This window comes from Breoghania sp. JC706 (genome assembly GCF_037026715.1).
Classification (GTDB): domain Bacteria; phylum Pseudomonadota; class Alphaproteobacteria; order Rhizobiales; family Stappiaceae; genus Breoghania.
This window is the reverse complement of sequence record NZ_JBANCG010000006.1, coordinates 164,537-177,083: the sequence shown is the minus strand read 5'-3', so window position 1 is coordinate 177,083 and position 12,547 is coordinate 164,537. Positions and strand designations below refer to the sequence as shown.

Sequence of the window (12,547 nt, the reverse complement as noted above, 5' to 3'; positions counted from 1 at the left end):
CCTGCGGTTGCTGGATCCCCGCCTTCGCGGGGATGACAATCGAGGGGAAGGCGAAGTCCCGGACAAACGCATATCGCTGCGAACGGGCCTTCGGGCACGGCAACAAGCCCACCCACTGCTGCACCGCAGACCGGCACCGGCGGCAAAACACCGCCAGGCCGTTGCCGTGATCGGGCCTACTGGCCGCTCTTGACCGAGGTCCATTCGCGAGTGACGACGCGGTTCACCTTCGGCGGGTAGTCGGTGACCGTGTAGAGGTGCTTCATCGCCTCGGCGCTCGGATAGATCGCCGGGTCGTTGATCACGTCGTCGTTGAGGAACTTCTGCGAGGCGAGGTTGCCGTTGGCGTAGTAGACGTAATTCGACGCCTTGGCGATGACCTCGGGCTTCATGATGTAGTTGAGGAAGGCGAGCGCGTTTTCCGGATGCGGGGCGTCGGCCGGGATCGCCATCTGGTCGAACCACATCAGGGCACCCTGCTTGGGAATGGAGAAGTCCACCGTCACGCCGTTGTCGGCCTCCGCGGCGCGATCGCGCGCCTGCAGCACGTCGCCCGACCAGCCGAGCGCCAGGCAGATATCGCCATTGGCCAGCGCGTTGATGTACTCGGAATTGTGGAACTTGCGGATGTAGGGACGGATCTTTTTCCAAAGCGCCGCCGCCTCGCGGATCTTGTCCGGATCCTTGCTGTCGGGGTCATAGCCCAGATAGTTGAGCGCGGCCGGGAAGACCTCGGTCGGCGCATCCAGCACGTAGATGCCGCACTTGGACAGCTTCTCGGCGTTTTCCGGCTTGAAAAGCAGATCCCAGTTGTCGACCGGGGCCTCCTCGCCGCCGAAGGCTTCCTTGACCATTTTCGGGTTGTAGCCGAACGCGGTCGTGCCCCACATGTAATTGACCGAGTATTCGTTGCCCGGGTCGTACTTCTGCACGCGCTCCTGAATTTCCGGCCACATGTTCTTCAGGTTCGGCAGCTTCGACTTGTCGAGCTTCATGAACACGCCGGCCTTGATCTGGCGCGCCAGGAAGGAGCCGGTGGGCACAACGACATCGTAGCCCGTGCCGCCGGCCAGCAGCTTGGTCTCCAGAACCTCGTTGCTGTCGAACACGTCGTAGACGACCTTGATGCCGGTTTCCTTGGTGAACTCCTCAAGGATCGACTCGTCGATATAGTCGGACCAGTTGTAAACGTTGACGACCTTGTCTTCCTGCGCAAGCGCGCTGCCGGCGACGAAGGCCACGGCCGCCACGGTTGCGGTAAATAGGATGCGCATGTCTGAAGCTCCCGTTTGCCAATTCCTGAGCCCGCACGGAGAATGCCAACGGCAATGCTCCGTCCCGGACCGCAATGGTCAGTTCCCGACGCCGAACCTAGATCAACCCGGGCGCAGGTGAAATCACCCGGGAGCATTAATCACGGCGTTTTTTATGCCAGCACGGACTCTTCAACGGCCCGCTTGCGCTGTCAAAGATAGGTTTCGCGCTCGAGCGTGGAAATCTCGCGGCCAAACGCCGTGAGTTCCTCGCGCTTGATGGCGGTAAGCGTTTTGTGCATCTCCTTGCCCACCGCCCGCTTCATGCGCTTCGACTTCTCGAAGGCATCGATGGCCTCGTCCATCCAGGGGGTGAGCCGACGCGCGCGGGTCTGATAGGCGTTGCCGGCGATCGCGCGCGGCGGATCCTTCCGCTTCTCCAGTCCTTCCAGCATGCCGGCGAGAACGCCGGTCAGCACCAGATAGGGATTGGCGTCGGCGCCGGCGATGCGATGCTCGATGCGGCGCGAGTTCGGACCGCCGGGCGGCACGCGCAGCGCGACCGAGCGGTTGTCGTGGCCCCAGGTGATCGAGGTCGGGGCATAGGAGCCCGGCTGCATGCGGCGGAAGCCGTTGAAGGTGGAGATATAGAGAAGCTGGCTTTCCTGCATCGTGTCGAGCAGGCCGGAAATGGCGTGGCCGAGCCGCTCCTCGCCCTCCTCCGCGTCGGCAAAGATGTTGCCGTGGGCGCCTTCGAGACTGACGTGGACGTGCATGCCGTTGCCCGGCCATTCCACAAAGGGCTTGGCCATGAAAGACGCCTTCATGCCGTGCTTGCGGGCAACGCCGGTGACGAGCCGGCGCAGCAGCACCGCGTCGTCGGCGGCGGTGAGCGGATCGCGGCGATGATGGAGGTTCAGTTCGAACTGACCGGGGGCCGCCTCGGAGACGGCGGCGTCGGCCGCGATGTTCTGCTCGTCGGCGCCGCGGCGGATCTCGTCGACCAGCGGCATCAAGGCTTCCAGATCGGACAGCGCATACATGTTCTGGCGCGCCGGCCCGCGCTGTGTGGAGAAGACCGGACGCGGCTGCTTCCCGTCGGCGGCTTCCTCAAAAAGGTAGAACTCCAGCTCGAAGGCGCAGGTGGCGGTGACGCCGAAATCGCGCAGCCGGCCGCACATTCCGGCGAGCACGTGACGCGGGTCGATCAGGAAGGGCGCGCCCTCGCGATCGTACATGGAAAGAAGCACCTGCGCGGTCTCGCGCTCGGCCCAGGGCACCAGCTGCAGCGTTTCCGCCACCGGCCAGCACAGGCCGTCCCTGTCGCCGGTCTCGATATGAAGGCCCGTTTCCTCCACCTCGCGGCCCCAGACATCGAGCCCGAACAGCGAGAACGGAAAGGCGACGCCGTCCTCGAAGATCTTGGCGAGCGCGCTGCCGGGCAGCCATTTGCCGCGCAACACGCCGTTGGTATCGGGCAGGATCACCTCGACCGTGTCGAGATCGGGATGGGCGGCCAGAAAGCGTTCGGCCGCCTCGATCATGTCGCCGTCAGGCGCGCGAAAGTCGGATCGGGCCAGAGGACCCATTCAACACCCCCACCGTGATGCCTTTCCTGTTCAGAGCCTCTCCTCACCCCGAACGCGGCATCCGTTTTTGCAGACCGGAACAAGCTGCCGGTCACTGACTTGTTGTTGTCACGAACTTGTCGCCGACGGCCCCGGATCGCGCGAGGCCCGGCGATTGCTGTCGTTTGCTGTTCTGGCAAAAATGTGATCACGTATTGGAAAGCCTGTCAACTGTTGCACAGAGCGGAGGCATGATCACAAGCTATGCAGGTGGATGAGGGGACCAGCTTGCGAGGGAAAACAAGCATGTGCCGAGCATTTGACGCTGGCCGCGGTTCCGGGACCGGGCAGCGCTTGCCCTTCTCCCCCCTTGCGGGGGAGATGTCACGCCTTCGCGTGACAGAGGGGGGTATGCGGCAGGCTCCGAGAAAGCGGCGTTACCCCCCTCTGTCACCTGCAGTGACATCTCCCCCGCAAGGGGGGAGAGGGGTGCAAGCTGCATGGTTCCAGACAACGGTCAGATACCGCCCTTTCGGAGGCCGCGCATGAACGCGAAGCCGGACGCGCCCGACCTGCCGGCACGCGTGGTGACGCGCGACCGCGTGATCGCGGCAGTGGAGGATGCGCTTTTGACCGGTCAGTTCGTGCCCGGACATGCGGTGACCCTTCGCGGGCTTGCCGCTCAGCTCGGCGTCTCGCCGATGCCGGTGCGCGAGGCGATCCGGGTGCTCTCGTCTGCCAACGCGCTCGACGTGATGGCGAACGGGCGCATCCGCGTGCCGACGATGACGCGTCGCCGGTTCGACGAGCTGCTGCATGCGCGCGTGCTGCTGGAGCCGCATCTGGCAGCCCTTGCCCTGCCGAACCTGCGGGAGATAGCCGGCGAACTCGTCCGCATCGATGACGCCATCGACGAGAGCCTCGTGACGGGCGATGTCATCGCCTACATGCGCCGCAACCACGAGTTCCATTTCCGCATCTACCGGGCGGCCGGGTCGGAGATCATCCTGCCGCTTGTGGAGCATGTCTGGCTGCAATTCGCTCCCTTCATGCGCACCGTATATGGTCGGGTCGGCACCTCGGTGGTGGAAGACCGGCACAAGGAGGCGATCGAGGCCATCAAGCACGCCGATGCGGAAGGCCTACGGCTGGCGATCGAACGCGATATCCTTGACGGGATGGGACTGATCGGACACTCCGTGCTGGATGGACCACCTCCGCAAGCCATTCGGCGGGGGAAACCGGCCACCAAACAGCCCCAGACGAGCGCCGCCCGGCGGCCGGATTGACAATTATCGGAATGTGATCACAATTCGCATGCCGCCGAAGAACCATGCGGAAACGCCGCGACCGCGGCCCGTGGCGCCCCGTCACGAGCCCGGAACCGGCCTTTTCCGCGGGCGGCGAGATCATTCGAACCCGAGGACTTACCGTGAGGGATACGCCCGAAAGCGCCGAGAACGAACCCGCTGAGACCGTTCGCGGCGTGGCGACTATGGAAGAGGCCAAAGCCTGGCTGAGGCGTCGACAGATCCAGGACATCGAGTGCATCGTGCCCGACCTTGCCGGCATCGTGCGCGGCAAGATGATGCCGACGGAGAAGTTTTTCTCCGGCCCCGTGATGAGCATGCCAGCCTCGATCTTCGCCCAGACCATTTCCGGCGACTACCCGCCGGACGATGACCGCTTCCACCACAACCCCACTGACGGCGACCTGTTCTTCGAGGCCGATTATTCGACGCTCGCGGTGGTGCCGTGGGAGACGGACCCGACCGCCCAGCTCATCCACGATGCGGTGACGCAGGAAGGCGCGCCGGTGGAAACCGCGCCGCGCAACGTGCTGAAGCGCGTGCTCTCGCTCTATGAGAAGGAAGGCTGGGAGCCGGTCATCGCGCCGGAGATCGAGTTTTATCTGGTGAACCCCAACACCGACCCCGACTATCCGCTGACCCCGCCGGTCGGCCGGTCGGGCCGGCCGGAGGTGGGCCGCCAGTCCTATTCGATCTCCGCGCTCAACGAGTTCGACGATCTCATCGACGACATCTACGACCTGTCGGAGGCGCAGGGGCTGGAGATCGACACGCTCATCCACGAGGAGGGCGCGGCGCAGATGGAGATCAACCTGCGCCACGGCGCGCCGCTGGAGCTGGCGGACCAGGTATTCCTGTTCAAGCGCACGATCCGCGAGGCGGCGCTCCGGCACAACATGTACGCCACCTTCATGGCGAAGCCCATGAGCGGCCAGCCGGGCTCGGCCATGCACATCCACCAGTCGGTGATCGACCCGGAAACGGGGCGCAACATCTTTTCCGACGAGGATGGCGACGCGACACCGGAATTCCTGTCGTTCATCGCAGGACATCAGGAATTTCTGCCCGCCGTGACCTGCATCATGGCGCCCTACGTGAATTCCTACCGCCGGTTCATGCGCAACTCGACCGCGCCGTGCAACGTTTTCTGGGGGCACGACAACCGCACTGTGGGCCTGCGCGTGCCGAATTCCAAGGCGAGCGCGCGGCGGCTGGAGAACCGCGTGCCGGGGTCGGACGCCAACCCCTATCTCGCCATCGCGGCCTCGCTCGCCTGTGGCTATCTCGGCATCAAGAACGGCCTGAAGCCCGATGCCCCGCGCTCCGGTTATTCCTCCAACGGCCCCTACACGATCCCGCGCGGGCTGACGGAGGCGCTGAAGCTGTTCGACGAGTGCGACGAGCTTGCCGAGGTGTTCGGAGAACGCTTCGTCGCCACCTACCGCGCCATCAAGCAGGAGGAGTACGAGACCTTCATGAGCGTGATCAGCGCGTGGGAGCGCGAGTATCTGCTCTTGAACGTGTAACGAGCGCGCTTCTTTTGATCGCGGCCGCCACCTTGCTTGCTCGGAGCCCCTCCTCTTCTTGCCTGAGGAGACCCCCACCCCTAACCCCTCCCCTCAAGGGGGAGGGGGATCGGTTCGGCAAGCCTGGCTGGCCAGGTGCATTCCTGACCAGCCGAGTGAGCACCGCGCCATTCCCCTCCCCCTTGAGGGGAGGGGTTAGGGGTGGGGGTCCCCTTCAAAAAAGCGACGCGGCCCCTGATCAAGAGAGAAATTCAATACCCGCGAGATACCCGTCACGACCCAACATCACCCTGCTTCGGAGTTCCTGCCCATGAACGTCAAGTCCAACATCTACCCCACCAAGGCGCTGCAGGAGCTGGATGCCGCCCATCATCTTCATCCGTTCTCCGAGCATCGCACATTGAACGCGGAAGGCTCGCGCGTCATCACTCATGCGGAAGGCGTGTGGCTGACGGATTCGGAAGGCAGGCGCATTCTCGACGGCATGGCGGGGCTATGGTGCACGCAGATCGGCCATGGCCGCCTCGAAGTGATCGAGGCCGTGCACCGGCAGATGCAGGAACTCGACTACTACAACCTGTTCTTCAAGACGACGCACCCGCCCGCCGTCGCACTTGCGGAAAAGCTCGCGAAGCTCACGCCGGCCCAGTTCAACCACGTGTTCTTCGTCGGCTCCGGCTCGGAGGCCAACGACACCGTTTTCCGCATGGTCCGCTACTACTGGGACCTGATGGGCAAGCCTGAGAAGAAGACCATCATCGGACGGTGGAACGGCTATCACGGCTCGACGCTGGCCGGCACGAGCCTCGGCGGCATGAAGGGCATGCACGGACAGGGCGACCTGCCGGTGCCCGGCGTCCACCACATCGCCCAACCCTACTGGTTCGGCGAGGGCGGAGACATGAGCCCGGACGAGTTCGGCATCTGGGCGGCCAACGAACTCGCCGTCGCCATCGACAAGCTCGGAGAGGACAAGGTCGCCGCCTTCATCGCCGAGCCGATCCAGGGCGCGGGCGGCGTGATCATTCCGCCCGACACCTACTGGCCGGCGGTGAAGAAGATCCTCGACGAACGTGACATCCTGTTCGTCGCCGACGAGGTGATCACCGGCTTCGGCCGCACCGGCGAATGGTTCGGCTCCACCTATTACGGCATCGAGCCCGACCTGATGCCGATCGCCAAGGGGCTTTCCTCCGGCTACCTGCCGATCGGCGGCGTGATGGTGTCCGACAAGGTCGCCGATGTCGTCATCAACAAGGGCGGCGAGTTCTACCACGGCTACACCTATTCCGGGCATCCGGCCTGCTGCGCGGCCGCGCTCGCCAATCTCGCCATCATGGAAGACGAGAAAATCGTCGAGCGGGTGAAGGACGATATCGGCCCTTACCTCCAGAAGAAGTGGATCGCGCTGGGCGCGCATCCGCTCGTCGGCGAGGCACGCATGGTCGGCATGATGGGCGCGCTGGAACTGGTTCCGGTCAAGGGAGACCGGAAGAAGAAGTTCGACAATGAGGGCGCGGTCGGCACGATGGCGCGCGACTTCTCCTTCGACAACGGCCTCGTCATGCGCGCGGTACGCGACAGCCTTATCCTGTCGCCGCCGCTGGTGCTTTCCCACGAGGAAGCGGACGAACTGGCACGGATCGCCGAAAAGACGCTCGACGACACTTATGCCGCACTGAAACGCGAGGGAAGGGTGGGATAATTCCCGTCTGCTGCGCCACCTGAGGCGCGGCCCGTCCTGCCTTGAAGAGGTGGCGCCGGGTGTGCCGCCGATCCTTCGAGACGGCCTTGTCGGGCCTCCTCAGGATGACGTTATCGGGTGGTTGTTTTCTTTAATTCATCCACAAACACAACGTCATCCTGAGGAGCCCGCGCAAGCGGGCGTCTTGAAGGATGGGCGCCCCGCTCCGCCCCTTGGCTTCACCTTGAGGATTGTTCCTTCGTCCGCCACGAGACCCCGCCCATGTCCGTTCCGTCCTACGATCCTGCTTCCTACTACACCGCCACCATCAACGACGACCGGCCGCGGCCCGCGCTGACCGAAAGCCTGACGGCCGATGTCTGCGTCATCGGCGCCGGGTTCACCGGCATTTCGGCGGCGCTGCATCTGGCCGAACAGGGCTTTTCCGTGGTGGTGGTGGAACAGAAGCGCATCGGCTGGGGCGCATCGGGGCGCAATGGCGGGCAGTTGCATTCCGGCCAACGGCGCGACCAGCACTGGCTGGAGGCTCATGTCGGCAAGGATCAGGCGCACGTCTTATGGGACATGGCGGAGGAGGCGAAGGCCCTCGTCAAGGATCGCATCGCGCGTCACGCGATCGATTGCGACTGGGCGGACGGGCTCATCCATGCGGTCCACAAGAAGGCCTGGCTCGCCGCCGAGCAACGCGAGGCGGAAGAGCTTGCGCGCGACTACGGCTACGACGCCATCACGCTTCTTGACCGCGACGAACTCGCGGCCGCCATCGGCACGGATGTCTATTTCGGCGGCTATCGCGATGCCGGCGCCGGCCACTTGCATCCGCTCAACTTCGTGCTCGGCATGGCGAAGGCGGCGGAGGATGCGGGTGCGCGGATCTTCGAGGCGACGCGCGTCACCGACATCGGCTCGGGACAGCCCGTCGTCGTGAAGACGGAGAAGGGCGAGGTGCGCGCGGCCAACGTGGTGCTGGCGGCCAACGGCTACCTGGAGGGGCTGGAACCGGCGACAGAAGCCCGCGTGCTGCCAATCAACAACTACATTCTGGCGACCGAACCGCTGGGCGATCGCGATCCCATTCCGGGCGACGACGCGGTGGCCGACAGCCGCTGGGTCGTCCACTACTGGCGCATGAGCCCCGACCGGCGGCTGATCTTCGGCGGCGGAGAGACCTATTCGCGCCGCTGCCCCGCCGACGTCTCCGGCTTCGTGCGCCGGCACATGGCGAAGATCTATCCGCAATTCGCAAACGTGCGCATCGATCACGCCTGGGGCGGCACGCTGGCCATCACGGCGAGCCGCATGCCCTATTTCCGCAGAACCAGGCCCGGACTCTATGTCGCATGCGGATTTTCCGGCCACGGCGTGGCGATCGCCAACCTCGCGGGCCGGCTCATCGGCGAGGCCGTGGCCGGCGATGCCACCCGCTTTGACATGTTCGCAAAATTGCCGATGATGCCGTTTCCCGGCGGAAAATGGCTGAGAACGCCGATACAGGCACTGGCGATGACATGGTTCGCACTGCGCGACCGGCTCTAGCTCGCAATCACGCCCGAAGTGTATTGAACCCGCGGTTTTTCCATCATTTCCGCCGAAGAACGTGGCGGAAACCCCAAACCTCCGCAGGGGAACCGTCGCCCCAATATAGTGTTGCTTGCATAAAAAACCTTCGCAACCAGGCGTAGTTGCCGCCATCGCCAATTAAGATGGCTTTAATCCGATTGTGTTTTCTACTTAACCCGTCGCCAAAGGGCGGGTTTGCTTTTCCGACCTGCTCCGCGGCGGCGGCCGACGTTCCTGGAGGAACTGCCACAAACGGGTTGAGGGAAACCTGCGGGAGGGTAACGGCCATGCAAAGGGCGTCTGGAGGGGATGAGCCCCGAATTCAGCCCGATGCGCGACTTTTTCAAGCCGGAACTGGCCTGCCGCAATGATGCGGAGACCATTTCGGAAGTGGCACGGGATCGGCCCATGGACACGATATTGCTCGTCGAGGATTCAAGTTTCTTCGAAAAGGCGGTGACTCGCAGCTTCCGCCGCGCCGATGGGTTCGACATCGTCGTCGCCAAGACCTGCGCCGAAGCCACCGCCATCCTGCGAGAGGATGCGGCGCGTTTCGCGGTCGCCCTGGTCGACCTGTCGCTGCCCGACACGACCGACGTCGAGACGGTGGACCTGACGACAGCGTTCAGCGTCCCGACCATCGTCTTCTCCAGCCGGTTCGATCCCGCCCTGCAATCGCGCCTCTATGCCAAGGGCATCGTCGATTACGTGCTGAAGGACAGCCCCGCGAGCCTTTCCTATCTGCGCGAACTGGTGCTCAGGCTGCGTTCCAATCGCGGCATCGGCGCGCTGCTGCTGGAAAGCGGCCAGGCTCCGCTCGGCGATGCGGCCGAGCAGTTGCGCCGGCTTCAGCTTTCGGTGACCCGCGTCACCGACCCCAAGGACGCGCTGCAGCAGCTCAACGAACACGAACACATCCGGCTTCTCGTGCTGGACCAGGACCTGCCCGGCGTCGATGCGATCGATCTCATCAAGCAGGTGCGCCTGCGTCGCGGGCCGGAAAAGGTCGCCGTGGTGTCGCTGACGGAAGGATGCGACCAGACAGACATGGTGCGGCTTCTGAAGAGCGGCGCCAACGAGGCGCTGGCCAAGACCTGCCCGCCGGAAGAATTCCTGCTGCGCGTCGGCCAGAACCTCGACACGATCGACCGGATCCTGAAGCTGACGGATGCGGCCAACCACGACGCCATGACCGGGTTGCACAACCGCCGCTTTCTGTTCGATGCCGGCACCCGGCTCTACGTGGAATGCCGTCGCAGCGAACAGCCCGTGCCGGTGGCGCTGATCGACGTCGACCGCTTCAAGCAGGTCAACGACCACTACGGCCACGAGGCCGGCGATCTGGTGATCAAGAACCTGGCGGAGGATCTCGTGACCGCCTGCGGCAGCGGGGTTCTGGCCGTGCGGCTGGGCGGCGACGAGTTCTGCATGCTGATGCCCGGATGCGAGATCGAGGAGGCGAAGAGCTGTTGCGCCGCCGTCTACAGCCGATTCCGCGCGCGCGCACATGTCTTCGGCGGCGAACGGGTGGACGTGACGCTCTCCATCGGCCTGTCGTCGGGCTACGAAGACGACCTGGAAGAGGCGATCCGTGCGGCGGACGAGCAGATGTACGCCGCCAAGAGCCGCGGCCGCGACCGCATCATTGCCAAGAACGACGCGATCCCGCGGGTGGAAGAGCGGCTTGAGCGGTTCCTGCTCGACGTGTGAGATCCCATCACACGGCGGGGCGCAGGCGAAGACAAGATAAAAAGATCGCGAAGCGGCTTCGCCGCGCGTCTTGCGCTGGGTTCCGGGTCTGGCCATGCGCCTTCGGCGCAGATCGCCCGGGATGAAGGCGCGTGTGGGAAGCTTCAAGCCCACCACCCATGCCCTCATTCCGGACAAGCGAGGCCCCAATTCGGAACTGGGCCGAGCGCCGATCCGGAAGCCAGCGACCAAGGGCGGCGAAGCCGTTCCGTTTCCCTTCTCCTTCCTTCCGTCTTCCGTTGCCTTCCTCCCCTTCCCAACTCCCTTCCTGCCAGAAACCGGAAATCTTTTTCCTCTTTCGATTTCGCCTTGAAACCCCATGCCCGGTAATTCGCCGGCCCAATGCCTACCCTTTTAGGACACCAACGGGTTTTCCGCGGAGTGGCTCATGGGCCGGCACAGCAACGAATTCGATCGCAGCACACGCCTTGACGTCTTCCCGACCTTTCACAAGGTCGCCGGACGGCGCGTGGTGGTGGTCGGCGGCGGCGACGAGGCGGCGGCGAAGGTCCGCCTGATCGGCGAGACCAATGCCGACATCGTCATCGTCGCGCGCGACATGTCGCCGGCGCTTGCACGGGCGGCCGAAAAGGCCCGCGCCCGGCATATCGCCGAGGACTTCGCCGCACACCATCTGGCGGGAGCCGCGCTGGCCTTTTCCGCACGCGAGGATGAGGCGCTCGACCGTGAGGTCGTGGAGACGGCGCGCGACATGGGCATTCCGGTCAATGCCGTCGACCGGCCGGAGCTTTGCGACTTCTATACAGGGGCGCTCGTCAACCGCGCGCCCGTCGCCGTGGCCATTACCTCCACCGGGGTCGGGCCGGTGCTTGCCCGCCACATCCGCGCACGCATCGAGGCGCTGTTGCCGCGCGAGACGGGGACGCTGGCGCGGCTTGCGGAGAGTTTCCGCGAAACGGTTTCGAGCTTCGTGCCCTCGCCGGAGAGCCGGCGCCGGCTGTGGGCGTCGTTCTTCTCCGGCCCCGTTGCGCATGCGACCTATGCCGGCCGCACCGACGAGGCCCGCGCGGCCGCGCAGCGGCTCATCAACGGGGCTGCGGACGAGACCGGTTTCGTCTGGCTGATCGGCGCAGGCCCGGGAGCAGAGGACCTTTTGACGCTGCGCGCCCAGCGCCTCTTGCAGGAAGCCGACGTCATCGTCCACGACCGGCTGGTGCCCGATGCTGTCGTCGCCATGGGAAGGCGCGATGCGGCACGCATTCCGGTCGGCAAGGCCAAGGGTGCGCATTCGGTCACGCAAGGCCGCATCAACGAGATACTGGCGCAAGAAGCCGCCAAGGGACTGCGCGTCGTGCGGCTGAAATCCGGCGATCCGATGATCTTTGGCCGCGCGGGCGAGGAAATCGCGGCACTTCGCAAGGCCGGCGTTCCTTACGAGATCGTGCCGGGCGTGACCGCCGCCTTCGCCGCCGCCGCCTCGGCCGAAATCCCGCTGACTTTGCGCGGCGTCGCCTCAAGCCTCGTCTTCGCCACCGGCCACGACAAGGACGGCGAGACGCTGCCCGAGTGGGCGGGCCTTGCGCTTTCGGGTGCCACCGTCGCCGTCTACATGGGCCGTACCGTCGCTGGACGCGTCGCCGGGCAACTTCGCGCAGCCGGCCTCGACGCGGCAACGCCGGTGATGGCGATCGAGAACGCTGCAAGACGCGAAGAGCGGTCCTTCGCCGGGCGGCTCACAGATCTTGAGACGTTTTCGGCACGCGACGACGTCAACGGCCCGGTGCTGATCGTCATCGGCGAGGTGGTCGCCCATGCCGCGCTGGAACGCGCCGAACCTCTCGCGCCGCACACCGCGCCCGCGCTTTCCGTATCCCGCTTTGCTGCCGCGTGAAGACGCGTGCCCGAGACCACGAGG

8 protein-coding genes are annotated in these 12,547 nt (G+C 64.9%); 6 read left to right on the top strand and 2 right to left on the bottom strand.

What is annotated here, in order from left to right; all coding sequences use genetic code 11:
* Positions 1 to 176 precede the first annotated feature (176 nt).
* Together V2L18_RS14005 and V2L18_RS14000 are read right to left on the bottom strand one after the other, a co-directional pair.
* A complete protein-coding gene (locus V2L18_RS14005; protein WP_336178880.1) occupies positions 177 to 1,274 on the bottom strand; it encodes a polyamine ABC transporter substrate-binding protein in 1,098 nt (365 codons plus the stop codon).
* A 191-nt stretch (positions 1,275 to 1,465) separates the two neighbouring features.
* Entirely contained in the window at positions 1,466 to 2,842 is a 1,377-nt protein-coding gene (locus tag V2L18_RS14000; protein ID WP_336178879.1) for a glutamine synthetase family protein, read from the bottom strand.
* A gap of 524 nt (positions 2,843 to 3,366) precedes the next feature.
* Between V2L18_RS14000 and V2L18_RS13995 the strand changes: the two genes are divergently transcribed.
* The 6 genes from V2L18_RS13995 (at position 3,367) to cysG (ending at position 12,523) form a co-directional block, all read left to right on the top strand.
* Complete coding sequence (locus tag V2L18_RS13995) at positions 3,367 to 4,110, top strand: GntR family transcriptional regulator (protein WP_336178878.1); 744 nt, start codon at positions 3,367 to 3,369, stop codon at positions 4,108 to 4,110.
* A 206-nt stretch (positions 4,111 to 4,316) separates the two neighbouring features.
* Positions 4,317 to 5,657: a glutamine synthetase family protein gene (locus tag V2L18_RS13990; protein WP_336179134.1), complete on the top strand. Its 1,341-nt coding sequence runs from the start codon at positions 4,317 to 4,319 to the stop codon at positions 5,655 to 5,657.
* Positions 5,658 to 5,967: 310 nt separating this feature from the next.
* Positions 5,968 to 7,362 carry an aspartate aminotransferase family protein gene (locus tag V2L18_RS13985; RefSeq protein ID WP_336178877.1) on the top strand — a complete coding sequence of 465 codons (1,395 nt, stop codon included), beginning with the start codon at positions 5,968 to 5,970 and terminating at the stop codon, positions 7,360 to 7,362.
* 261 nt (positions 7,363 to 7,623) lie between these two features.
* Positions 7,624 to 8,898 (top strand): FAD-binding oxidoreductase, encoded by a 1,275-nt coding sequence (locus V2L18_RS13980; RefSeq protein ID WP_336178876.1) that lies wholly within the window; start codon positions 7,624 to 7,626, stop codon positions 8,896 to 8,898.
* Between the two features lie 432 nt (positions 8,899 to 9,330).
* A complete protein-coding gene (locus V2L18_RS13975) occupies positions 9,331 to 10,632 on the top strand; it encodes a diguanylate cyclase (RefSeq protein ID WP_336178875.1) in 1,302 nt (433 codons plus the stop codon).
* A 427-nt stretch (positions 10,633 to 11,059) separates the two neighbouring features.
* Positions 11,060 to 12,523 (top strand): siroheme synthase CysG, encoded by a 1,464-nt coding sequence (cysG, locus tag V2L18_RS13970; RefSeq protein WP_336178874.1) that lies wholly within the window; start codon positions 11,060 to 11,062, stop codon positions 12,521 to 12,523.
* The last annotated feature ends 24 nt before the right edge of the window (positions 12,524 to 12,547 follow it).

Coding starts and splice junctions, on each gene's coding strand:
- V2L18_RS14005 (WP_336178880.1), bottom strand. CDS start 1,274: ATGCGCATCCTATTTACCGCAACCGTGGCGGCCGTGGCCTTCGTCGCC.
- V2L18_RS14000 (WP_336178879.1), bottom strand. CDS start 2,842: ATGGGTCCTCTGGCCCGATCCGACTTTCGCGCGCCTGACGGCGACATG.
- V2L18_RS13995 (WP_336178878.1), top strand. CDS start 3,367: ATGAACGCGAAGCCGGACGCGCCCGACCTGCCGGCACGCGTGGTGACG.
- V2L18_RS13990 (WP_336179134.1), top strand. CDS start 4,317: ATGGAAGAGGCCAAAGCCTGGCTGAGGCGTCGACAGATCCAGGACATC.
- V2L18_RS13985 (WP_336178877.1), top strand. CDS start 5,968: ATGAACGTCAAGTCCAACATCTACCCCACCAAGGCGCTGCAGGAGCTG.
- V2L18_RS13980 (WP_336178876.1), top strand. CDS start 7,624: ATGTCCGTTCCGTCCTACGATCCTGCTTCCTACTACACCGCCACCATC.
- V2L18_RS13975 (WP_336178875.1), top strand. CDS start 9,331: ATGGACACGATATTGCTCGTCGAGGATTCAAGTTTCTTCGAAAAGGCG.
- cysG (WP_336178874.1), top strand. CDS start 11,060: ATGGGCCGGCACAGCAACGAATTCGATCGCAGCACACGCCTTGACGTC.